Origin of the sequence: Thermosyntropha lipolytica DSM 11003 (genome assembly GCF_900129805.1) — a bacterium.
Lineage (GTDB): Bacteria > Bacillota > Syntrophomonadia > Syntrophomonadales > Syntrophomonadaceae > Thermosyntropha > Thermosyntropha lipolytica.
Genome location: NZ_FQWY01000007.1, coordinates 67,550 through 90,292 on the forward strand (window position 1 = coordinate 67,550; position 22,743 = coordinate 90,292).

Below are 22,743 nucleotides of genomic sequence, written 5' to 3' on the forward strand. Positions count from 1 at the left end.
GGAATTTTGCTGCAGATAATATATAATATGTTTTGATATTTTCAACTATCAGGGAAAGGATTGAAGAAAAATATGCAGCTAGGCATAATTGGACTTCCAATGGTCGGGAAAACTACTATATATGAATTGCTAACCGGAAACAAGGAAGGAAAACTTACTGCTGGCAAAACTAATACGGCTATGGCCCGCATACCTGATGCCAGGGTAGATTTTTTATCAAGTTTATTTAATCCCCGCAGGACAACTTATGCTCAGCTGGAGGTTGTAGATATTCCCGGGTTGGTCCCAGGAGAGGGAAAATCAGCCTCGGTTTTTTTGGATGCGGTAAGAAAAGCTGATGCTCTTTTACATGTAGTGCGTGCTTTTGAAGATGAAATAAATGGTGAAATAAATCCTCTCGGGGATTTTGAAACTTTAAATTATGAACTTTTGTTAGCCGACTTGGATTTAATCGAAAAGCGTATCGAAAGAATAAATGCCAATAAAAAGAAGAATCAAATGCTAAAAGAACTGGCATTGCTGGAAAAGCTCAAAAAAGCCCTGGAAGAGGAAAAACCTCTATCATCAGTAGAGCTAGATGAAGAAGAAACAGCAATAATACAAAATTATCAGTTTTTAACTACCAAACCTATGCTGGTATGCTTAAATGTCGATGAAAAAGTTTTAAGCGGCAGCGATTATAAAGACCGGGAAAAAATCATAAGCCTCCTTAACCATAAGCATATTCCGGTGGTAGAAGTTTCTGCCCATCTAGAAAAAGAAATAAGCGAGCTCAGCGAAGAAGAAAAAGAAATTTTTATGCAGGAAATGGGACTTACAGAGCCAGGAATAGTAAAAATTGCCCGCAGCATGTACGCAAGGTTAGGTCTTATATCTTTCTTCACCGTGGGGGAAGATGAAGTAAAGGCGTGGACAATTGAAAAGGGAACTACGGCCAAAAAAGCAGCCGGTAAAATTCATTCGGATATAGAGCGGGGATTTATCAGAGCAGAAGTAATAGATTATCAGGCTTTATATGAACTAAAAAGCATAGCCGCCGTAAAAGAAAAGGGATTGTTTAGATTGGAAGGCAAGGATTATATTGTTAAAGACGGTGACATAATTCACTTTAGATTCAATGTTTAGGTGGGTTGAAAAATGAAATCTATAATTATCGGTGCCGGAAAAGTCGGTTTTAGTATTGCCCAGCTCCTATCATCTGAAAACCAGGATGTAGTTGTCATTGAACAAGATGAAGAAAGAGCCAAACTAATTGAAGAAACTCTGGATGTACAGGTGATACAGGGAAGCGGGGCTTCCTGGAGTATATTAGAGATGGCAGGGGTTAAATCGGCAGAAATGGTGGTAGCAGTTACGGAATATGATGAACTCAATATGATCGCCTGTTTGCTGGCTAAACAGTATGGAGTAAAAACTACCATAGCCCGGGTCCGCAATCCGGAATATGTAGAAACCCCCCACTTCTCACCTGAATCTTTGTTAGGTATCGACCTTATCATAAATCCGGAAAGGGTAACTGCTGAAGAAATTGCGAAAATTGTAAAAAATCCTGAAGTATTAGATGTGGAATATTATGCAGATGGAAAAGTACAGCTGGTAGAGCTGGTAGTGCCTGATAAATCGCCTGTTATTAACATGCAACTCAGAGATTTAGATACTTCCAAATATGTAATTGTTTCCATTGTCCGCAAGCATAAAATGATTGTGCCGAGCGGAAATGATGTGATAAAACCAGGCGATCATCTCTATATTATGGCCAATACTAACGATATGGCAGAAGTTTTAAAATCATTAGGCATTTATCGGAAAAAGGTAGAACACCTTACTATTTTAGGTGCAGGTCGTACCGGCTGTTATTTGGCGCATATTCTGGAAAGAGAAAAAATTCCTGTAAATATCAAGATTATAGAAAAAAATGAAAAAAGAGCCCGTGAAGTATCAGCCAGGCTCAAGCATAGTCTGGTAATTCATGGAGACGGCAGTGACCTGGAATTGCTGGAAAATGAAAATATTGAGAAGTCAGATCTCTTTGTAGCAGTAACCGATGATGATAAGATAAATCTGCTTTCCTGTCTAATTGCTAAAAATTTAGGGGCCAAAAAAACGATTGCCAAAATTAAAAGGGCAGATATAATGCCACTTATGGAACAGATTGGCATTGATATAGTTTTAAGCCCCCGCATACTTACAGCTGGTGCTATACTTAAATATATCCGCAAAGGCAATGTGGTATCAGTTACGGTACTGGGTGATGAAAGGGCAGAGCTTTTAGAATTCTTTGCCCAGGCAGGTTCAGTAGCCGTAGGTAAAGAACTCAAAAGAATTAAATTCCCAAGTGGTTCAGTAGTGGGAGCAATTGTACGGAACGGACAAGTTATAATTCCCAATGGTAATAGTGTTATAAAACCTAATGACCAGTTGATGGTCTTCAGCTTACCTCACAGCATCCATAAAGTAGAAAAAATATTTACTTCTGGAGGCAAAAATTCATTGTGGTAAGAAAAGAAGTTGTTTTGAACTATATAGGCAAAATATTAATTATAATAGGCATAGCCATGCTAACTTCTCTAATTTGGGCCATCTATTTCGGAGAGCCTGTTTTTAAAAGTATCCTTTCCGGAGCAGCAATAACTATTTTTTTCGGTATATTGCTAAGTTACATATACCGGCATAATTATGAAATAAACTATCGGGAAGGTTTTGCTATCGTAACTCTAGGCTGGCTTTCAGCTTCTCTTTTCGGTTCTCTGCCTTTTGTTTTTAGCGGCTATTTCCCAACCTTTGCCGATGCATTTTTTGAAACCGTATCCGGTTTTACAACTACCGGAGCATCTATACTTATCGATATTGAGGCTCTCCCTTACAGCCTCCTTTTCTGGCGCAGCCTTACCCAGTGGCTTGGAGGCATGGGAATTATGGTTCTTTTCGTAGCTATAATTGCTAGTATGGGAGTGAGAGCCAATCAGTTATTCCGGGCCGAAATACCTGGGGGGGCCATGTCAGAAAAACTAAGTCCCCGCATAAGGGAAACGGCTAAGCTTCTATGGATTACATATGTAATTTTAAGCCTTATTTTATTTATTTTTTTGATATCTTTTGGTATGAATATCTTTGATGCCCTATGTCATACTTTTACCACTATGGCAACAGGGGGATTTTCTACTAAAAATGAAAGTATAGCTTTTTATAATGCTCAAATTCAATGGATTATAATTGTTTTTATGTTTTTAGCCGGAGCTAATTTTTCGCTGTACTATTTTGCTTATAAAAACCGTACCTTGAAACGTATATGGCAAAATTCCGAATTTAAAATTTACACATGTATAGTGTTAGTTGCTGCCTTTTTAGTTTTTATATCTTTAAAAACAATACCTGACTATGAAGAAAGGATTCGCACTTCATTGTTTCAAGTAGTATCAATCCTTACGACTACTGGATTTGCAACTGCCGATTATGAAAAATGGAATCCTTTAGGACAAAGTGTTATATTTTTACTCATGTTTATAGGAGGATGTGCAGGCTCTACAGCAGGTAATATAAAAGTAGGCAGATACATGATAATGTTAAAGAGAGTTAAAATTGAATTAGAACAGATGTTGCATCCTAAAGCTTTGATTTCTTTACGTTTTGAGGATAAGGTTTTGAGTAATAATCTGGTTATAAATGTTTTGCAGTATTTTTTCCTGTATATAATACTTGTATTAGTATCCACTTTAATTCTTGCTGCCCTAGATGTGGACAGAATAACTTCTTTTACTGCTTCATTATCATGTATCAGTAATATCGGACCTGGCTTCGGTATAGTTGGTCCAACTGAAAACTATTCTCATATTCCTTATTTAGGCAAATATATTTTAAGTATACTGATGCTCATAGGACGTCTGGAAATATATCCAGCTTTGATTCTATTTATGCCCACATACTGGAAAGAATAAAATGCTTACACCAAAAGGCCTATATGGCCGTTTTTTTTTATGTCTACCAGGGAAGGCACCTAAGGGGGCAAGACTTCATATTATGGAGTAAACCTGTAAATGAATCATAAGGGAGATAGCAGATGAAGGCGGAGGGAACTAGCCATAGCCATATATATGTAGGAGTGCTCCTTAGCAGAAATCATCACCATATATTTTATGCCGGGGGAAAAACGGCGCGCTTATACCGTGAAATGATTTTATGGGGAAAAAAGAAAGATATAGTGATATTTTTTTTCCATCCTCTGGATATAGCATGGAGAAGAAAAAAAATTAAAGGAATTACTTTAAATAAAAATGACCGCTGGGTTAGCAAGTATTTTGATTTTCCGCTTATTATATATAATCGACTATCTTATCGAAGTGATGAAAAAAAAGCTTATATACAAAATATTTTAAAAAAACTTGCCCACGAAAACATCTTTATATTTAATACCCGTTTTCTAAATAAATGGGAAATATACCAAACATTAAAAGATTATCCTCATATAGCTCCTTTTTTGCCTCGAACTTCGCTGTTTTCTAAATCAGCTTTAAGAGATTTTACTAGCTTATATAACGATGTTTTTCTCAAACCCCAAAATAACAGCCGGGGAAAAGGAATTATAAAAATTACTAAACATCCTTACCAAAACGGCTTTATATTTGCCTGTGCCGACCAAAAACCTTTAAGGTGGATACCATGCCATTCATATAAGGATTTGTACCTTAAATTGCGAAAATACATTTTATATCCTAAATCCTATTTGCTACAGGAAGGGATTAGGCTGGCCAGATATAAAGGAAGGGTATTTGACTTAAGAACGCAAATCCAAAAAGATGGCAATGGTGAGTGGACTTTAACGGGAATAGGAGTAAGGGTAGCTCATCCTGAACGCTTCGTAACCCATATTCCCAATGGGGGGAAAGCTGCTTCGCTAGAAGAAGTAATCAGCCTGGTTTGGGGACGAGAAAAATTAAAGAATATAAAAACTGATATCACTTTTCTGTGCGACCATGTCCCGCAAATTCTGGAAAAAGATTTAAATTTAAATCTAGCTATACTTTCTTTAGATATAGGGGTAGATGAAGAAGGCAGTACCTATATATTGGAAGTAAACTCTAAACCTGCCAGCTTTGATGAAGAACACATACGCCAAAAACATCTGGAATTACTTACCGATTATTTTATCTTTGCTGCGAATTCAATCTCGAAAAGGAAGGCTTGTTAGCATGAATATCGTGTTTTTTTATTCTCGCAACAAAACGGGAGAAGAACTAAAAAACCTGATACAGAATGAATGGCAAGAAGTAAAGATAAATTATATAAATACAGGGCAGAATGAGTATATAGAGATGCACATCCTGGATAAAAACTCTGATCATAAATTACTGATAAATTCTTTAGAAGCCATAAATAATCTCCAAAAAGAAAGGTATAAAGAGATATTAAGTTTAAATAACCTGCCTTTGGTAAATGAAAATAATCTTGATAGAATAACCTGTAGCTATGAAGTATTGATGTGTGATTTTAATGTCATATCCATGCAGATGAAAAATCCAGTTAAAAGCAAAAAACCATCCAGATGTATATATGAAATCGATAATCCCAAAATAATAGAGATAGCAAGGAAAGCTGTATACTATTTAGGCCTGGATATAGCTAAAGTAGTTATAATTTTAAATACACGCAAACAATATAAAATAAGCCATATAGACCCCTCGCCTATACTGCGCAAAAAAGAAATAGAAGCTATTAAATCATATCTTAAAAAAATGTACACGGTAGAAAACATAAAAAATAAAGAAATAAAAATGGGAGCCGATCCTGAATTTATGATAATTAATGCCAAAACTCAAAAAATAATAGCGGCATCTGATTTTTTCCCGCGTGAAGGTATGGTAGGATGTGACAATATAAGAATGCCTAATCGCCAGCAAAGACCTATTGCGGAAATAAGACCTAAGCCAACTCCATCCCCACTTGAACTTACGCAAAATATAAAACAAGCTTTATTATCCGCAAATAAATTAGCTCCTTACAAAAATATTAAATGGCTGGCGGGAAGCCAGCCATTTAACGGCTATTATATAGGAGGACATATTCATTTCAGCAATGTTGAGCTTAATTTTAAGCTTCTGCGTGCTTTAGATAATTATTTGGGAATAATAGTTTCTTTAATGGAAAATCCTTTAACAGCCGCTAAAAGGAGAAAAAAATATGGATTTATAGGAGATTTTAGAAAAAAAGAGCACGGTGGCTTTGAATACCGCACGCTGGGAAGCTGGCTGGTTTCTCCTCATATAACGGCTGCCGTATTATGCTTGGCTAAAATTGTAGTCAGCAGATATCCTTATCTGTCTGCCCATTATTTATGCTCACCCGAGGTGCAAAAAGCTTTTTACAATGGAGATCATAGTTATTTAAAAAAATATTTCCATTATCTATGGAATGATATTCGAAACACGGACCTGTACCATATGTACAGGGAACATCTGAAAATAATACCCCAGATGATAGAAGAAGATATCGTCTGGGATGAAACTGCTGATTTTCGAGTTTTTTGGAATATTACTCCTAAGCGCATATACGATAAAAATAAGACTGGTACTAGTGCCGGCAAGATTACCATAAGAACTAATAACCAGCAAGCAACAAGAAATAATAGAATATCAATAAATAACAGAAGTATTATAGCTCCAAACCCTGGTAACAGAAACCGCAGCCGGAGGGTTAATAATATATCTCCCGTAAGAATTAACCGCTCCGGCCGATAATATTTCTACCTCATTCCTAATTCTTGCAGCAATATTTCCGCCGCTTTTAATTGATAGTTGATACGTTCAGATAAATCCTGTTTTTGAGCGGTTTCAAATATAAAGCTCTTAACCCCTAAAAATTCTGCACTAGACCGGGATAAACTTCCCTGTACAGGATAACGCAGCAAGGAAAATTGCTTATATGAAGTCTTTATGCCAGAATTTAGAGTATTAACGATTTTTTCACTTATCCTCTTGGTATCAGAATTTGGATAATATATGAGGGTTTGTCCTACAGAATTAGTAGAGGAATTCTTATAAAAATCATATCCCTCATGCATATCCATAAGCCAGTCCACATTATATTCTTTTACTGTGCGGTATATTGCTCTGGCCAGCACAGTATCGCCAGATTCTGAACTCCTTTTAGGGAAAGAACGGTTTAAATCAGGTTCACCTTCAATATATCTCTTATTAGCCTGTATCGCCAGCTTATTGGCCTGAGGTAAAACCAGTAAAGTGCCACAGTTTATTTTCCAATCCTTAATTTTTTCGGCTGCTCTGTATCCGGCAGTTTCATTTCCATGTATTCCTCCGACAATCATTACCGTAGGGCCTGGTTTAGAACTCCGGATTATGTAGAGTTCGGTTGCCCATTTAGTACCTGCAGCCACCGTTTTTATTTCAACTGCAGCCGATTTAGTATTAGTAGAGGTATCTGGTAATTTTAAAGCAGCCTCAGACTGATTGTTATATGTATTGGAGGTTACCGTATAATATGTATAAATCCTTCCATTAATACTAGTTGTGACAGGAGTATATGTATTATTGAGTGAAGAACTGTTAAAAGCATCATAGGTAGTAACTTTGTATTCTATAGGTCCGGAATAAGTTATAGTAACAGCATCTGCGGCATCAGCATGTAAAAATGGCAACGAAAAACTGCAAAAAGTAAAAAGGGTGGCCTGCGCCAATCGTCGTTTGAAGTTGCTTACCTTTTTCACCTGCTATCATTCCTTTCCTTAATTATTGTTTTTTGTACAAATAAGTAAGCAACTTCAATTTTCGACAAATACTAGCAAAAACCTTCTTATTTTTGAAAGTAAATTATGGATATGTTATAAATATATTCCAATAACATTTTTTATTAATTCCTTGACTTTATCCATTTTTTTGTTAATATATTATTGTTCTTTTTGTACCATATTAATTATTATTATGGTATAATTAAAAACAAATGGTTATATTTTGTCGAACAACTAATAGGTGTAAATATCTTATACACATTAACGGGGTGAAGAAATGAACATTGAGCAATTTGAAATTTTTCGGACTATTGCTCAGGTAAAAAGTTTTACGAGAGCAGCGAAAATACTGAATTTTACTCAGCCGGCTATCAGTTCACAGATCAAATCACTGGAGCAGTATTATAATGTGGAGCTTTTTGAACGCGGAAGCAGTGGAGTGAAACTTACCGAGGCCGGCAAAAAGTTTTATGAATATGGGGAAAAGATACTGGCTCTGTTTAATGAAATGGAGGCAGAGCTTGCCAAGATAAGCGGTTCTACTAAAGAATTTATAAAGCTGGGCGCAAGCAATTCCCCGGGGAACTACTTTTTACCCTCGGCGATAAAGGTTTTTAAAGCCCGTCATCCTAATGCCTATGTAAGGGTAGATATCGCCCATTCTTATGAAATCATAGAAGCCCTGCGGGAAAGAAGTCTGGATATTGGGGTAATTGAAGGAGATATGAGTTATGGCCCTGATATAGAAAGACATAAAATATCAAGCAATAAACTTGTGCTGGTAGCTCCTGCTAATGCTAAGTGGAAAAAAATACGCAATATAAGCATCCAGGATTTAATGAGGGAACCTTTTATTGCTAGAGAAGAAGAAGCTACCCTGCGCTATTTGTTTAATTCTTATCTGAAAAGTATAGGATATAATCTGGATGATATGAACATTGTCATGGAAATAACCAACTGGGAAGCGATGAAACAGGCAGTTCTAAATAATGTAGGCCTGGCCATAATCCCTTATCCGGTGGTGGAAAAGGAAATCAAGGAAGGCAAACTGGTAGAAATAGCTCTGGAAGGGGAGAATCTGCAGCTTAACTGGAATATAGAAGTAGTAGTTCGCAGTGGAGAAACCCTTACCGGATTAAAAAAAGAGCTTTTCGATTTTCTAACTTCTCCGGATACGATCTGGAAAGCAGAAGAAGAAAATATTACTCAAAATAAGATGCGTTTTATATAATTTAAATGAAGCTTAATCTAATTAAAAGGCAAAGTCGGCTGATAATCGGCTTTGTCTTTTTATTTTTGCTTGACTCTTCGCTGTTTTTCTAATAAAATTTAATCTGCATATACTTATAGGGGGTATATGTATATGTAAATTATAGTTACAGGGAGGTAATAAAATATGGAATTTTATATTAAAACTAATCGCATTTTTACTCCTTTGCGCCAATATGTCTGGCTTTTTATCTTTCTAGTTGCGGTGGGAGGGTTATGGTATCCTAAATTAGGTTTACTTATGATACCTATAATGCTTACGTTGATGATTTTAGGAATGCTTAAGGGAAAATACTGGTGTGGAAACATATGCCCGCATGGAAGCTTTTTTGATGGCATAATTATGCCTGTAAGCCGCAATATTTCATTACCAGCCTGGCTTAAGCATAAAGTTACTATATTTCTTATGTTTGCCTGGTTTATGTATATGTTGGGAAGCAGGTTGGCTAAAGTAATATCTTTATGGGGAACTACCCCCTTTATAGATAAGTTAGGCTATATATTTGTAACAAATTATCTAGTAGTAACTATCCTGGGCACTATTTTAGCCCTTACCATTGCTCCCAGAGCCTGGTGCAGAATATGTCCTATGGGGACCATGCAAATTCTTTTCTACAAATTAGGTAATTTATTAAAAATTAATCATAAAACAGATGCCAAAGTCACGATAGCCAACAAGGATATGTGCCATATATGCGGGAAATGTGCCCGGGTTTGTCCTATGCAATTAACCCCTTATTTAGAGTTCAACGATGATAATCAGCTGGACAACAATCATTGCATAAAATGCCAAACATGTGTAAAAAACTGCCCGGCGGGAATTTTATCCCTAAAGCCTCGAGAAGAAGCTTTATTTATAAAAGAAACTATGACCGCAAAAATAAATACTAAACCGGCGGAAATTACAGCGCAAATAACTGATATTAAGGAACTCAATAAGGATACGCGCGAATATACCTTTAAACTTTTAAACCCTACCACGATAAGTTTTCAGGCCGGGCAATTTATACTCGTAAAAATACAAGACTATCCTGTTATGTACAGGGCTTATTCGATATCCTATTACCATAAAGGTATTCTTAAAATTATAGTCAAAAAAGTTCCTAAAGGATATGGAACAGGCATAATATTTAATAAATTCCAAGTAGGGGACAAGGTTCTTTTAAGAGGTCCTATGGGAGAAGCCATGGTTTTGAAAAATCCTGCTGCTCAAAAACTGCTTTTCGTAGCCGGCGGCATAGGGATAACCCCATTTTTAGCCATGGTAGAAGAAGCTCTGGCAAAGGGAGCTGATCATATCAAACTTATTCATGGGGTAAGAAATAAAAATGAATTGATTTATAAGTCATATTTTGATGAGTTAACAAGAAATTATGCCCATTTTGAGTACATTCCCGTAGTGTCTGATGATGATAAAGAATGGAAGGGTAAAAAGGGATTGGTAACGGATATAATGCGTGAACTCGATTTAAATGAATATAAAATATACATGTGCGGTTCTCCAGCTATGATAGAAGCCGGTTTGAACTTATTAAGTGAAGCAGGAATTGAAAAAGAAAATATTTATTATGAAACGGCATAGAAAATAGTTTAAACCAGGCTGATTAGCTCTGATAAGGCTTTTTCAGCCTGGTTTTTTATCTTTTTATAAACTTCCTATAATGAACATTATGTAAACTATAAAAGATTAAAAAAAATTATACCCTAACTTTTTTATTCTGCTGCAAGACAAAGAATAACAGACAGTAAACCGAAAACTATTCTTCCTTTATGATGCATATGTTATTACTCCCCATCTTGCATTTCTTGATCCATGTTCCCGCTTGAGTAGCTGATTAAAATTATATTGTATTTCTTCTACTGATAAAAGCAAAATTATATCTTATATAGTCGGCGAATATATTTTAATTTTTTAAATATTCTTTAAATAAATTATATTTTGTATACTATATATATAAGCATATCTTGGAAAACGAAAGGAGGGATTAATTAACTTCTTTAGGCTATTTTAATTTTTTATTCAAACAAAGGGGGGATTATATGAATAGGACGGAAGGAGCCTTAACTCTGGTATCCGACTATATGAAATCGGCAGCCCTTAAATTCCCTGATAAACCGGCTTTTATTTTCAGGGATCAAAAAATAACCTACCAAGAGTTTGCTGCTAATGTCGAACGTCTAGCCTGTTATCTTTTAAAAATTGGAATTAACAAAGGAGACCGCATTGCTTATCTTACTATACCCAGGCCCGAATTCTTCTACCTTTATATGGCAGCATCAAGAATAGGAGCTATCGTGGTAGGTATTGGAACCCGCCATACGGATACAGAAATAGAATACATCCTTAACAATTCAGAAGCTTCCTGCTTATTCAGTATCAGTAAAATGTATGAATTCGACTATCAGCAGAGAATCCCTGGCATATTAAAAAATTGTCCTTCCGTAAAACATGTAGTAATATTTGATGATGTCCCTAGAATAGAAAATGCCGTAGGATTTCAAGAAATTATAGACAAAGAATACCAAGAATTCCTGCCTCTCTTAGAGGGAAGAGAAAAACAGGTTTCTACTGATGATGTTCTTATAATTGTTTATACTTCCGGAAGTACCGGAAAACCTAAAGGAGCAATGCTTACTCACCGCAATATTATCCATCTCGGCCTCATAGAAATAGCACAATGTGGAGCTACTCCTGATGATATCTGGATGAATCACCTGCCTATGAATCACATCAGCGGAGCTACTGAAGTCGGAACTACCGCCATTATCGCCCATTCCACCCAGGTGCTCGAACCTTTTAATCCCGTTAAAACTTTGCAGTTAATACAAGAACATAAAATTACTATACTCGGCCAGGTACCAACTATGTTTGTAATGGAGTTTGCCCTCGAAGATTATAATTCATATGATTTATCATCCCTTAGAACAGTTGTAATAAGTGGAGCCCCTGCTCCCTTAGAAGTATTAAAGAAGATTAAAACTACTATGTGTGATAACTGCTACAATTGTCTGGGATTAACCGAACTTACCGGCCTTATAACCTATACAGAACCGGGAGCTTTCCTGGAAAAGCTTAATGAAACCGTAGGTAAAGTCGTTCCTGAAGTGGAAATGAAACTGGTAGATAAAGAACGCCGCGAAGTGCCTCAGGGACAAATAGGTGAAATAGCTTATAGAGGCACTGTAGTTTGCAAAGGTTATTATAAAATGCCGGAAGCTAATAAAGCTTCTTTCGATGAAGAAGGCTGGTTCTATTCAGGTGACCTCGGTTTTATAGATGAAAATGGAGATCTAAGGCTTGTCGGCCGTTCCAAGGAAATGTATATAACCGGAGGCGAAAATGTCTATCCGGCTGAAATTGAAGAATATATTATGCGCTATCCAGGGGTTATGCTGGCAGCTTGTGTAGCTATTCCTGATGAAGTATATGGCGAAGTAGGTAGAGCCTATATTGTTCCTAAACCCGGCATGTCAATTGACTTAGAGGATTTAAAAAACTACTTAAGCAAACATTTAGCTAAATATAAGATACCCAGGGAATTTGTTCTGCGCGATTACCTTCCCATGACCCTTTTAGGAAAAATCGATAAAAAAACCTTGCGGGAAGAAGTAGCTAAGGAATTCAACAGGGAGGGGTAATATGCGCTTAAAAGATAAAGTCGCTATTGTTACCGGAGCCGGTAAAGGTATAGGTTATGCTATTGCCAAAAGATTTGGCGAAGAAGGTGCCAAACTGGTTATATGTGATATTGATGAAGCCTCTATTTTAAAAACAGCTGAAGAGTTAAAAACACTAGGAGCGGAAGTCCTGGCCTTTAAAGTTGATGTAAGAAACCGCACGGATGTTGATAATATGGTAAAGGAAGCAGTTGATAAATTTGGCACCATCGATATTCTGGTAAATAATGCTGGAATAACCCGTGATGCCATGTTCCACAAAATGAAAGAAGAAGACTGGGATATGGTTCTGGATGTAAATTTAAAAGGAATTTTTTACTGTACACAGGCAGTTGTAAATATCTTGCGCGAAAAACAATATGGAAAAATAATCAATATTTCTTCGGCCGGAAGATTTGGTAACATTGGTCAGACTAATTATTCTGCCGCCAAAGAAGGCGTAGTTGGGTTTACCAGAGCATTAGCCAAAGAACTTGGTAGTAAAGGAATAAATGTAAATGCTGTAGCTCCTGGAACCATTGTAACAGATATGTATATGCAAATACCAGAACATATAAGAGAAATGATGAAAATAATTACTCCTCTTGCCCGTCCCGGCACTCCCGAAGAAGTAGCCAATCTATGCCTTTTTTTAGCCAGTGATGAAGCTTCTTATATAACCGGACAGGTAATCCACTGTGATGGCGGTATTTTTATGCCCTAGATTAATAGTAAAGTCCCCTGGATTAAGCCGCCAGGGGACTTAGTTTTTATTTTTTCTTAACTTTATCTACATGTACCGTAGTTGAAGCATACATATTTTTATTAATCAGATTTTCAACTTCATGGGCTACATCATGAGCCATTTCCATAGATAAATTATCCTCAACTTCAATATGCAGAGAAATAGCTTTATTACCTCCATAATTATGCACATTTATATCATGAGCAGCAACTACCCCTTCTACCGAACAGGCTAAATTAGAAATCTTAGCTACATCTTCCGCATTACTTTCCCCGATAATTTTAGAAGAAGCATCTATAAATATTTCAATTCCCGTATATATAATCAATACGGAAACTACCAGGCCCAATACAGCATCCACCTTATAATAACCATATTTAGAAGCTAATATAGCCACGGCGACTAAAATAGAAGCTAAAGCATCTGTACGGTGATGCCAGGCATCTGCAAGCAAAGCCGGGGCTTTTATTCTATTGCCTAAATCAATAGAAATACGAGACATCAGCTCTTTTAACAACCCGGCTAAAACCATAAATAATGCGATTCCTAAACTTCCTTCTACTACTATATGCGTCCTCAAACGGGCAAAAGATTCCAGACCAAATTTTATTCCTACTCCTATAAGCATTAAGGCAATGATTAATGTGGCAATAAATTCGATCCTCCCGTGCCCATAAGGATGTTTTTCATCGGGTGGTATAGAAGAAAGTTTAAAACCTAAAAGCACCATAAAAGAAGTCAGCACATCTGATGCCGTGTGTACAGCATCAGCCAAAAGAGCTATACTGTTTAAAATTATTCCGAATATAAACTTAAGCAGGGCTAAAACCAGATTGCCTATTATACTTATCCAGGCTTCCAGATAGGCTACTTTTCTTCTGCCCTCCGGATGGTTTATATCTTGCAAATCAGATCCTTCTCTTAAAAGCCTAGCCAGCAAAAAATCATTAATCCTCACCGTAAGCATATGCATTCTTATCTCCCCCCTAAAACTAAAAAATTACCGCAGAACTTCAATATGTATTGCAGTCCCGCGGTAATTCCGCTGCCCACTAATCAGGGCCCGGCTTTTAAAGCCTGACCTTGTTTTTAATATTCCATTAAAAATAAAAATAACATATACCCTGACAATATGTCAAATATAAGATAAGAATAAGTTTATAACGAAGTATATATATTGCCTTCCTTATCCTTTCCCCCTTTTCTGGACCTAAAAGTATTACACATGGTGTCATCAGGACTATTTACGCGCAGGTTATTGCTGGATTTAATTTCCACAGCATCGGCCGTACATGCATTATTGTTATTATACAAACACTCTTCGCACATGCATTTAACAATTCTGGACATATCTTCTTTTCTCCTTTCGGCCTAAAAGTAAACTTTGTCAATAATTATGGCCGAATCATAATTAATATATGCAAATGGAAAGAAAAAATTTAAAACTAACTTTACTTTCCTTTAAATACAGCTTCTCTTCTCTCGATAAAGGCTCTTATTCCTTCCTGAGCATCTTCACTCTGCATTATAGGTCCGATATCAGGAAATAATCTCTCCAGAGCAGCTTTATTGCCTTGAATTTGAGCAATACGAGCCGAGCGGAGTATAGCCTGCACGCCTAAAGGTGCCTGTTTGGCAATACGGTGAGCAATTTCCAAAGCTCGGTCGAACTGTTTTCCCACCTCGGTTACTTCTTGCACCAGACCTAAACGGTAGGCCTCATCGGCAGTTATTTCATCACCGGTTAACAAATAACGCATGGCATTAGCCCAACCGATTTCCTGAAACAGCCTTACTGTTGCTCCCCCTACCGGATAAATTCCCCTCTTCACTTCAATCTGGGCTAAACGGGTATTGGAGGCTGCTATCCGTACATCTGTAGTTAGGAGCATCTCAAAGCCTATGGTATAACATATACCTTGTACTGCCATAACTAAAGGTTTGCTCAGCCTGCGGTCTTCATCAAGACCAAAAGGATCAATCAGGCTTTCATCTAATTCCGGAAGCTTTCCCTGACTGAAAATAGGAGCCCACTCTACCAGGTCTAACCCGGCTGTAAAATGATCGCCATGAGCAAAAACTAGTCCGCACCATAAATCGGGATCGCGATGCAGTTTGCCGTAAGCAGCGGCCAGTTCCATATACATTTCCACATCCAGGGCATTTCTTTTTTCCGGACGGTTCATCCCTATGAGCAAAACATGCCCATCCCTCTCCACTGTAACTTTAGCCATAAACCTAATCCCCCCTGTATTTATTCCTGTTTACTTATGTTTATACCAAAAATTGTTTCCGGTCAAGTATTTACATTTATAAAAAAACTAGCTCCCATGGCTTAATAGAGCTAGTCTTCAGCACATTATATTTGTCATTAAAAAAATTTTTCTTTTATAGCTTCAAAAATAACTTTTTCTAAATCCTGCCGTTTTATTTTTTTAGTTTGGACTACATTTTCACAAGGGCGAAAATGAATAACTGCTTCTTCTAAATTCGGATCATGTTCTAGATCTATGGCTTGTTCATTATTACGGCAAAATATATGCCTGGACTCTATTTTTATTCACCTCCTAGCTTCAAGTGTCTTAGCTGCCCTTTATTCTTAACCAGAAGTATTTCTGCCATTATACTGAACGCTATCTCAGCAGGTCTATCCCCTCCTAAATCTAGTCCGATGGGAGCATATATTTTATTTAACTTTTCGTCACCTATCCCCTGGTTTCTGAGTTTTTCCCGGATCAAAGAAACCTTGCGCTTACTGCCTATCATTCCAATATATGCTGCATTGCTGTTTATAACTGTTTGCAGGGCTTCTTCATCACCGGCATGTCCTCTGGTTACTATCACTATATAACAGTTTTCATCAATCGGGTATTCGCTCAGCATAGTTTTTATGTCCCCTAATTTTATATCGTCAGCCTGGGGAAATCTTTCAAAATTTCCGAATTCAGGACGATCCTCAAAAATAACAGTATAAAAATCTAAAAATTTGCCCAGCTTATATATTTCGTAAGCTACATGACCTCCGCCAACAATCAGCAGTTTAGGTCGGGGAATAAAAACCCGTATAAAAACTTCTACCTTTCCTCCGCAAATCATGTTAAGGCTGGTTTCCGCCTCTTTATTATTCAATTCAAAAGTAAAAACCTCGTTTTGGCCTTTAGCCAGACATTCCTGGGCTTTGGCAATAACTTCCCCTTCCAGGCTGCCTCCCCCTACCGTACCCAGCGTATTTCCATCTTCCCAAACCGCCATCATAGCTCCTTCAGGGGAAGGGCTGGAACCCCAAATACGGGTAACCATAGCTAAGGCTACCCTTCTTCCCTGATTTATTTCTTTTACCACCCTGTCTAAAATTATGTTTTCCATATCCCTACCTCTTTAATCAAGTTTTTCCCTTAAAAAAAGTATCGCCTCTAATACACTGCCTCCCAAGGCTCTAGCCTTATCAGAGATGGTAAAACAGTATTCTTTTACCCCGCGCGGATCAATATCTCCTATCTTTAAACCCTTACTAACCTGGGTTTCATTCCTTATAAGTCCGCGCAGAACGCCGTCGATAGAAGCAATTACCGGCTCCTTATCCACATACGCTATTGTCTGCCCTTTCTGCACCTTTTCTCCTATATCTAGAATATTATGTATTACTCCATCTGCCGGAGCATATAAAACCCTTTCCCGGGCATAGCCCATAACTTCACCCGGAATCCCGGTATTTTCTTCTGCCCTTCCTTGAAATATAAGCCTTCCCAAATTATGCCCTCTTTTAGTTTCGATCACTACATCTACATCTACACCCGCCTCGAAACCTGGGCCTAACCCAATAGTAATAGGTGCCATTTTCCGGCTGGTGCCTAGGTTCTTCTTAGCCAAAATCGCATCCACCAGTATACCAGGTTTTATAAAATTCAGTATCCTGGCCTCTGGATCAACCATAACCGGTATAACTTCTTTTTCCCATATATGGTATATATCTTCAATTTGCTCAGCTTTTACTGCTTTAATACCTTCCACTGTATATTCCTTTTCCCAGACGGCAGAAGCAAAAGCTACTGTCCTTCTTATTACTAAAGGTTTTTCCAGCTCCAGCATTAACACCTTAAAACCTGAACGGTGAAGCCGGCAGGCAATACCGGTAGCTAAATCTCCTGCCCCTCTTATAACAACTTTGTTATTGGCTATTCTCAGCAATTTACTCCATCTCCTGATAGTCCATGTATTTTTTTAGTTCTTCGGGAGTATCTATATCCAGACCTTTGAAACCCTTATCAATATACACCTTTTTTATCTTACCGGGATTTTTCCGGATAATGCTTCGTCCTCCCTCATCTCCGGTTATATTTAAAAGTTCTGAACGGAGAGAACGGGAAAAAACGGTAGGCATACCCGGATCATCATCATAAAAAGGTACTATGATGGGAAAAGTAGATTTTTTAAAAACAGCAAGCAGTTTATTTATAAGGTCTTTATCAAGAAAAGGCATGTCCCCAGGTATAAACATATACCCATCAGCTACAGGTTCAGAAGCTTTAATACCTATCTTTACGGAAATACTCTGTCCTTTAAAAGCTTCCGGATTAAAAACCGTCTTAACTCCGTATTTTTCGCCTATTTCCTTTACAGCCGGATTTTGATATACCAGTATCACCTCATCCAGGTCAGATAAGGAAGCTTCTTTTATGACTTTTTCTACCAGAGAAAATCCTTCTTTTAGAGGCAAGAGCAGCTTATCCTGCCCCATACGCTCAGAAAAACCAGCTGCCATAATAATACCGGTTATCTTTTCTCGTTGGGGATGAGGATAAAACTTTTCCTCCTTAAGGCTTCCTATTATTAAACCATCTAGATAAAACTCGGCTTTGCCTAGCATATCGGCCAGCATAAAAGCCGCCTTTTTTACAGGTTCTCCCTCTACCTGGTTTAAAAATAGATATTTCTCAGCTTTTTCCGGTATATTTTTAAAAAGGCCTGCTGGAAGGGTTATAAGCTTAAAAATCTGTTCTAGATTTACTATGTCGCCAGCACCACAAAGGTTTTTAAAAATTTCACTTCTAAATACTTCATCATCTACCTTGCGGTTCAATACCCTTAAGCCAATAACCCCTACGGTTTTAGTAGTAAGGGAAGGCACAACCGGCTCATCAGCTGCAGGGGCTTTAAGCGATTTTTGTTTAGCCCCATCTGCCTCTACCAGTATGTAATCAAAATACCGGGACCTGAAAATATCATCGAGAAAGCCGGGGTTTACTCCGGCCAATTTTTCCCCTTTATTCAGAAATTCCCTTCCTAGTACGGTTATAGTTCCCTGCTCAGGTTGCAGCACATTAAGCTTAGGTTCAGGAATTATAACCAGTTCATCAAAATCTTCAGGCTTAGGAACCATTATTTTCGTCGTCGTCGTAACCAATATCCTTTTATTCTTAGCCTTAAGCTCATGGGCCAATTTAAAAATGGAGGAGGTTTTACCTCCCCCGCCCACAAAGCTTATCATTTCTTTTTTATCATTCGCAAAATCAAAATTGTCCATAAACATTATCTATCCCTGCTTTCCAAAAGGGCATACCGGATAATGGCAGGTTGGGCATCCCCAGCACATACCGCCATGAGCCAGTTTGACAAGATCAGCCCTCTGTAATTTTTCTCCCGCAAGTATGCGGGGTAAAACCAGGTCTAATACGGTTATTCTGTAAAACATCCCACATGCAGGTACTCCCAGAACAGGTATATCACCTTTATAAGCCAGCATAAACATAGCTCCTGGCAGTACCGGAGATCCGTAAGTTATGACTTCATCGGCTATTTCCCGGATGGCAGTTGGAGTTACATCATCAGCATCTACCGACATGCCCCCTGATGTCATAATTAACTCTGCTCCCTGGTCTATCAGCTCTTTTATCTTATCTTTAATCATTTCTACATTATCAGGAGCATAACAGGTAGCAAGGAGATTAGAGCCATAGTTTTGTACTTTGGCAGCCAGAACCGGCCCAAATCTATCTTCTATCCTTCCTTCATACACCTCTGTACCGGTAACTACTATGCCGATTTTTAAAGATTTCAATTCTTCTATCCATATAAGAGGTGAATCTATAGCGCAGTATTTTTCTACCTGTTCAATTTTTTCTTTTTCGATTACCAAAGGTATTACCCGGGTACCGGCTACAATCTGTCCCTCCTTGACCGGAGTATGGTTATGGAGGGTAGCCAGTATTACCATATCGATGGCATTTATCTTTTCCAAAAGTTTAAGATTAATCTTTAACAAACCTGCCCGAGCAGCTATAAAGTTTATTTTGCCTTCTGCAGGTTCTGACAGAATTATATTAGGGCCAGCAGCAGCTCTGGCTATCCTTTCTGCAGCTTCGTTTTCATGCAGCAGGTTAGGGTTCATTTCCAATATATAGATATGGTTTTTCCCCATGCTTTTAAGGAGAGGGATGTCTTCTTCTTTAATAACATGCCCTTTTTTAAAAGCAGGTCCCTTGTACTCACCAGGTACGATACGGGTCAGGTCATGAGCCAGTACCATACCTACAGCATCTTCTACCTTTACTTTTTTCACACGACATCTCCTCTATATTTTATTCCGCTAGGTTTTACGCACCTTGTTTTTCTTTTTCTCTTATCGCTTGGAGAAGCTTCATTGGCGTTACTGGTATTTCCGTCATTCGCACTCCCACCGCATCATAAATAGCATTCAGTATAGCAGGACCTACGGGAATCATTACTGGCTCACCAATCCCTTTAGCCCCATAAGGAGCTGTACTTTCGGGATCTTCTACGATTATATTCTGTATTTCCGGCATATCCATAGCGGTAGGGATAATATAAGTGGAAAGCTTATTATTCCATATTCTCCCATTTTCTAACCCCAAATCTTCATACAGCACATAACCCATAGCCATAGCAAAGCCGCCTTCCATCTGCCCTTCAATCATCTTGGGATTAATAGCCCTTCCTACATCCTGGGCATGAGCAGCTTTTATGATTTCTACCTGGCCAGTTTCCGTATCTACTTCTACCTCTACCGCACAGGCACTGAAAGTATATGGCCAATAGGGAGCTCCCTGTCCCGTTTCGGGATCAATCTGAACAGTTTGAGCCGTAAAAGTAGCAAAAGTCCGCAAGGGTTCAGACTGCTTGGCAGCTATTTGGGCCAAAGTAATACATTTGTCAGGTAAAATTTTTAAATATATTTTACCATCTTTCATCTCTAATCCTGCATCACTATTTAATCCTAACTCTTTGACTGCAATATTGATAAGCTCTTTTTTCAGTTCCTCAGCTGCCATTTTTATAGCATTACCTGTATTGTAAGTCTGACGGGTTGCCGCTGCGGTACCGGCATCAGGAGTAATACTGGTATCTTCATTTATAAATATTATATCATCTACGGTAAGGCCCAAGACCTCAGCCGGTATCTGGCTTAATGCCGTTTTGGCTCCCTGCCCTACTTCCGTTGCTCCTGTATATATAGCCACTTTACCATCAGGCTGCAGTTCGGCATAAGCTCTGGATACATCAGGAAATCCGTTGCCATATCCGGTTCCATAAAAGATACATGCTATTCCTTTGCCTCTTTTTTTCATTCGCTTTACCCCCTTTTTAAGCCATTTCTAACGCATCGGCAACTTTCTTAATGCATGTAATCAGAGGTACACTTTCCGTTAAAATCTGGCCGTTAGCCGTTTCCGAGCCTTTAGTAAAGGCATTTTTAAGCCTTATTTCTACCGGACTTATACCCAGCTTTTCGGCCAGCATATCCATCTGCTGTTCAGTAGCAATAGGTACCTGAGTAGCTCCAAATCCCCGCATAGCTCCACAGAAGGGATTGTTAGTATATACTGCATAAGCATCTACTTTAACATTGGGTATGACATAAGGACCTGTTACATGGATCCCTGATTTGCGGGTTACATTTATGGCCCAGGAAGCATAAGCTCCGGTATCAGCAATTATTTCTGCTTCCAAAGCCAAAAGCTTGCCTTCTTTGTCGGCACCAGTTTTAATCTTAATTATTTCCGGATGCCTTTTGGAATGGGCTACAAAAGATTCTTCCCGGGAATATACCGCTTTCACCGGCCCGCCGGTTGCTACAGCTGCTATGGCCAGGTGTATCTGCAGGGTAATATCTTCTCTTCCTCCAAAAGCCCCTCCTACAGCTGGATTTATAACCTTGACTTTTTCCGCAGGAACTCCCATAGCTTCAGCAATTTCCAGCTGGTCAAAATGGGGATACTGAGTTGCGGCACATACGACAATAGTTCCATCTTCTTCTACATAAGCTATTCCGGCTTCCGGCTGCAAAAAGGCATGATCTACCATAGAGGTTTTATACACATTCTCTACCACTACATGGGATTTAGCAAAGCCTTCTTCAATATTGCCTTTTCGCAGCTTATAATGGTAAATTATATTACTGGTTCCATCATGTACTTTAATTTCGTCTTTCATAGCCTCTACTGGGTCAAAAACAGCTGGTAATTCTTCATATTTCACTTCGATAGCTTCTACGGCTTTTTGCGCAATCTTTTCCGAAGTGGCAACTACAAAGGCTAAAGGGTCTCCTATGCGCCGAACCTTTTGCGCACAGAATACTTCATGATCTTTGAACAAAACGCCATGGGCATTATGTCCCGGAACATCTTTAGCTGTAAATATCCTTACTACTCCCTCTATCTTTTCTGCCTTGCTGGTATCAAGGGTAAAATAAGCATGGGGCACTGTAGAACGCAAGGTTTTCCCGTATAACATGCCATCCATATATATATCCTGAGGATAAACAGCTTTGCCGGTTACTTTTGCTAATCCATCTACCCTTATTACACTTTTTCCTATAACATTAAAGCTCATTCTATTTGCCTCCTTTATTGAGGTATTCGGCTGCTTTCTTTACACTGCTTACAATTTTGGCATAACCGGTGCAGCGACAGAGGTTGCCAGATATTCCTTCCTTTATTTCTTCATCAGTCGGATGGGGATTTTTATCCAAAAGGGCTTTTGCGGCCAATACCATAGCGGGAGTACAAAAACCGCATTGCACAGCCCCCTCTTCCAGAAATGCCTGCTGTATCGGGTGCAAAGTTCCATCTTCCTTCTGCAGACCTTCAATAGTTATTATCTCTTTGCCCTCAGCCTGAAAAGCCATAATCAGACAGGAGGTGACAAGTTTTCCGTCCATTATAACTGAACAGGCCCCACATTCTCCTTCGGAACAACCTTCCTTTACTCCTGTAAAGCCCAGTTTATCCCGCAAAAGATCTAAAAGCCTCATATCCTCTTCTACTTCTACCTGATAAAGCTTTCCATTAACCGTAAGACTAATTTTTTTCATCTT

20 protein-coding genes are annotated in these 22,743 nt (G+C 38.3%); 9 read left to right on the forward strand and 11 right to left on the reverse strand.

What is annotated here, in order from left to right; translation table 11 throughout:
- Positions 1-60: 60 nt before the first annotated feature.
- The 5 genes from ychF to BUB92_RS03160 all read left to right on the forward strand — a co-directional run bounded on the left by ychF (position 61) and on the right by BUB92_RS03160 (position 6,731).
- On the forward strand, positions 61-1,125 hold the full coding sequence (gene ychF, locus BUB92_RS03140) for a redox-regulated ATPase YchF (RefSeq protein WP_341372069.1): 1,065 nt from the start codon (positions 61-63) through the stop codon (positions 1,123-1,125).
- Positions 1,126-1,137: 12 nt separating this feature from the next.
- A complete protein-coding gene (gene trkA / locus BUB92_RS03145; protein WP_073089840.1) occupies positions 1,138-2,499 on the forward strand; it encodes a Trk system potassium transporter TrkA in 1,362 nt (453 codons plus the stop codon).
- Positions 2,493-3,935 (forward strand): TrkH family potassium uptake protein, encoded by a 1,443-nt coding sequence (locus BUB92_RS03150; RefSeq protein WP_084728298.1) that lies wholly within the window; start codon positions 2,493-2,495, stop codon positions 3,933-3,935. The genes trkA and BUB92_RS03150 overlap by 7 nt, the downstream gene beginning before the upstream one ends.
- A 122-nt stretch (positions 3,936-4,057) precedes the next feature.
- Entirely contained in the window at positions 4,058-5,185 is a 1,128-nt protein-coding gene (locus tag BUB92_RS03155) for a YheC/YheD family endospore coat-associated protein (RefSeq protein ID WP_073089843.1), read from the forward strand.
- Between the two features lies 1 nt (position 5,186).
- Complete coding sequence (locus tag BUB92_RS03160; RefSeq protein WP_073089846.1) at positions 5,187-6,731, forward strand: putative amidoligase domain-containing protein; 1,545 nt, start codon at positions 5,187-5,189, stop codon at positions 6,729-6,731.
- A 5-nt stretch (positions 6,732-6,736) separates the two neighbouring features.
- Here BUB92_RS03160 and BUB92_RS03165 read toward each other — a convergent pair whose 3' ends face one another.
- The gene (locus BUB92_RS03165) at positions 6,737-7,717 is read right to left on the reverse strand and encodes a M99 family carboxypeptidase catalytic domain-containing protein (RefSeq protein ID WP_143156853.1); all 981 of its coding nucleotides are present in this window, start codon (positions 7,715-7,717) and stop codon (positions 6,737-6,739) included.
- A 298-nt stretch (positions 7,718-8,015) separates the two neighbouring features.
- On the opposite strand from BUB92_RS03165, the gene BUB92_RS03170 reads away from it, so the two are divergent.
- The 4 genes from BUB92_RS03170 (at position 8,016) to fabG (ending at position 13,388) form a co-directional block, all read left to right on the forward strand.
- Positions 8,016-8,969, forward strand: a complete 954-nt coding sequence (locus BUB92_RS03170; protein WP_073089852.1) for a LysR family transcriptional regulator — start codon at positions 8,016-8,018, stop codon at positions 8,967-8,969.
- A 165-nt stretch (positions 8,970-9,134) separates the two neighbouring features.
- On the forward strand, positions 9,135-10,589 hold the full coding sequence (locus BUB92_RS03175; RefSeq protein ID WP_073089855.1) for a 4Fe-4S binding protein: 1,455 nt from the start codon (positions 9,135-9,137) through the stop codon (positions 10,587-10,589).
- A gap of 458 nt (positions 10,590-11,047) precedes the next feature.
- On the forward strand, positions 11,048-12,646 hold the full coding sequence (locus tag BUB92_RS03180) for a class I adenylate-forming enzyme family protein (protein ID WP_073089858.1): 1,599 nt from the start codon (positions 11,048-11,050) through the stop codon (positions 12,644-12,646).
- A gap of 1 nt (position 12,647) precedes the next feature.
- Positions 12,648-13,388 (forward strand): 3-oxoacyl-ACP reductase FabG, encoded by a 741-nt coding sequence (gene fabG, locus BUB92_RS03185; protein WP_073089862.1) that lies wholly within the window; start codon positions 12,648-12,650, stop codon positions 13,386-13,388.
- A gap of 46 nt (positions 13,389-13,434) precedes the next feature.
- On the opposite strand, the gene BUB92_RS03190 is transcribed toward fabG, so the two are convergent.
- From BUB92_RS03190 to BUB92_RS03240, 10 genes are all read right to left on the reverse strand, one after another.
- Positions 13,435-14,382: a cation diffusion facilitator family transporter gene (locus tag BUB92_RS03190; RefSeq protein WP_084728300.1), complete on the reverse strand. Its 948-nt coding sequence runs from the start codon at positions 14,380-14,382 to the stop codon at positions 13,435-13,437.
- A gap of 185 nt (positions 14,383-14,567) precedes the next feature.
- A complete protein-coding gene (locus tag BUB92_RS03195) occupies positions 14,568-14,759 on the reverse strand; it encodes a DUF1540 domain-containing protein (protein WP_073089865.1) in 192 nt (63 codons plus the stop codon).
- A 101-nt stretch (positions 14,760-14,860) separates the two neighbouring features.
- Positions 14,861-15,643 (reverse strand): crotonase/enoyl-CoA hydratase family protein, encoded by a 783-nt coding sequence (locus BUB92_RS03200; protein WP_073089868.1) that lies wholly within the window; start codon positions 15,641-15,643, stop codon positions 14,861-14,863.
- 322 nt (positions 15,644-15,965) lie between these two features.
- Positions 15,966-16,775, reverse strand: coding sequence for an XdhC family protein (locus BUB92_RS03205; protein ID WP_073089872.1), 810 nt, complete (start codon positions 16,773-16,775; stop codon positions 15,966-15,968).
- A gap of 12 nt (positions 16,776-16,787) precedes the next feature.
- Entirely contained in the window at positions 16,788-17,597 is an 810-nt protein-coding gene (gene yqeB, locus BUB92_RS03210) for a selenium-dependent molybdenum cofactor biosynthesis protein YqeB (protein ID WP_341372070.1), read from the reverse strand.
- Between the two features lies 1 nt (position 17,598).
- A complete protein-coding gene (yqeC, locus tag BUB92_RS11220) occupies positions 17,599-18,939 on the reverse strand; it encodes a selenium cofactor biosynthesis protein YqeC (protein ID WP_084728301.1) in 1,341 nt (446 codons plus the stop codon).
- 3 nt (positions 18,940-18,942) lie between these two features.
- Complete coding sequence (locus BUB92_RS03225; protein ID WP_073089875.1) at positions 18,943-19,968, reverse strand: molybdopterin-binding protein; 1,026 nt, start codon at positions 19,966-19,968, stop codon at positions 18,943-18,945.
- A gap of 34 nt (positions 19,969-20,002) precedes the next feature.
- The gene (locus tag BUB92_RS11925) at positions 20,003-20,995 is read right to left on the reverse strand and encodes a xanthine dehydrogenase family protein molybdopterin-binding subunit (RefSeq protein WP_073089878.1); all 993 of its coding nucleotides are present in this window, start codon (positions 20,993-20,995) and stop codon (positions 20,003-20,005) included.
- Between the two features lie 16 nt (positions 20,996-21,011).
- On the reverse strand, positions 21,012-22,259 hold the full coding sequence (locus BUB92_RS11930) for a xanthine dehydrogenase family protein molybdopterin-binding subunit (protein ID WP_073089881.1): 1,248 nt from the start codon (positions 22,257-22,259) through the stop codon (positions 21,012-21,014).
- 1 nt (position 22,260) lies between these two features.
- Positions 22,261-22,740, reverse strand: a complete 480-nt coding sequence (locus tag BUB92_RS03240) for a (2Fe-2S)-binding protein (protein WP_073089884.1) — start codon at positions 22,738-22,740, stop codon at positions 22,261-22,263.
- Positions 22,741-22,743 lie beyond the last annotated feature (3 nt).

What these genes read in the sequence shown, in the direction of transcription:
- yqeC (WP_084728301.1), bottom strand. Translation starts at nt 18,939, where the DNA reads ATGTTTATGGACAATTTTGATTTTGCGAATGATAAAAAAGAAATGATA.
- BUB92_RS03155 (WP_073089843.1), top strand. Translation starts at nt 4,058, where the DNA reads ATGAAGGCGGAGGGAACTAGCCATAGCCATATATATGTAGGAGTGCTC.
- BUB92_RS03195 (WP_073089865.1), bottom strand. Translation starts at nt 14,759, where the DNA reads ATGTCCAGAATTGTTAAATGCATGTGCGAAGAGTGTTTGTATAATAAC.
- BUB92_RS03190 (WP_084728300.1), bottom strand. Translation starts at nt 14,382, where the DNA reads ATGCATATGCTTACGGTGAGGATTAATGATTTTTTGCTGGCTAGGCTT.
- BUB92_RS03160 (WP_073089846.1), top strand. Translation starts at nt 5,187, where the DNA reads ATGAATATCGTGTTTTTTTATTCTCGCAACAAAACGGGAGAAGAACTA.
- fabG (WP_073089862.1), top strand. Translation starts at nt 12,648, where the DNA reads ATGCGCTTAAAAGATAAAGTCGCTATTGTTACCGGAGCCGGTAAAGGT.
- BUB92_RS03240 (WP_073089884.1), bottom strand. Translation starts at nt 22,740, where the DNA reads ATGAAAAAAATTAGTCTTACGGTTAATGGAAAGCTTTATCAGGTAGAA.
- BUB92_RS03175 (WP_073089855.1), top strand. Translation starts at nt 9,135, where the DNA reads ATGGAATTTTATATTAAAACTAATCGCATTTTTACTCCTTTGCGCCAA.
- BUB92_RS11925 (WP_073089878.1), bottom strand. Translation starts at nt 20,995, where the DNA reads ATGAAAAAAAGAGGCAAAGGAATAGCATGTATCTTTTATGGAACCGGA.
- trkA (WP_073089840.1), top strand. Translation starts at nt 1,138, where the DNA reads ATGAAATCTATAATTATCGGTGCCGGAAAAGTCGGTTTTAGTATTGCC.
- BUB92_RS03180 (WP_073089858.1), top strand. Translation starts at nt 11,048, where the DNA reads ATGAATAGGACGGAAGGAGCCTTAACTCTGGTATCCGACTATATGAAA.
- BUB92_RS11930 (WP_073089881.1), bottom strand. Translation starts at nt 22,259, where the DNA reads ATGAGCTTTAATGTTATAGGAAAAAGTGTAATAAGGGTAGATGGATTA.
- BUB92_RS03170 (WP_073089852.1), top strand. Translation starts at nt 8,016, where the DNA reads ATGAACATTGAGCAATTTGAAATTTTTCGGACTATTGCTCAGGTAAAA.
- BUB92_RS03200 (WP_073089868.1), bottom strand. Translation starts at nt 15,643, where the DNA reads ATGGCTAAAGTTACAGTGGAGAGGGATGGGCATGTTTTGCTCATAGGG.
- BUB92_RS03205 (WP_073089872.1), bottom strand. Translation starts at nt 16,775, where the DNA reads ATGGAAAACATAATTTTAGACAGGGTGGTAAAAGAAATAAATCAGGGA.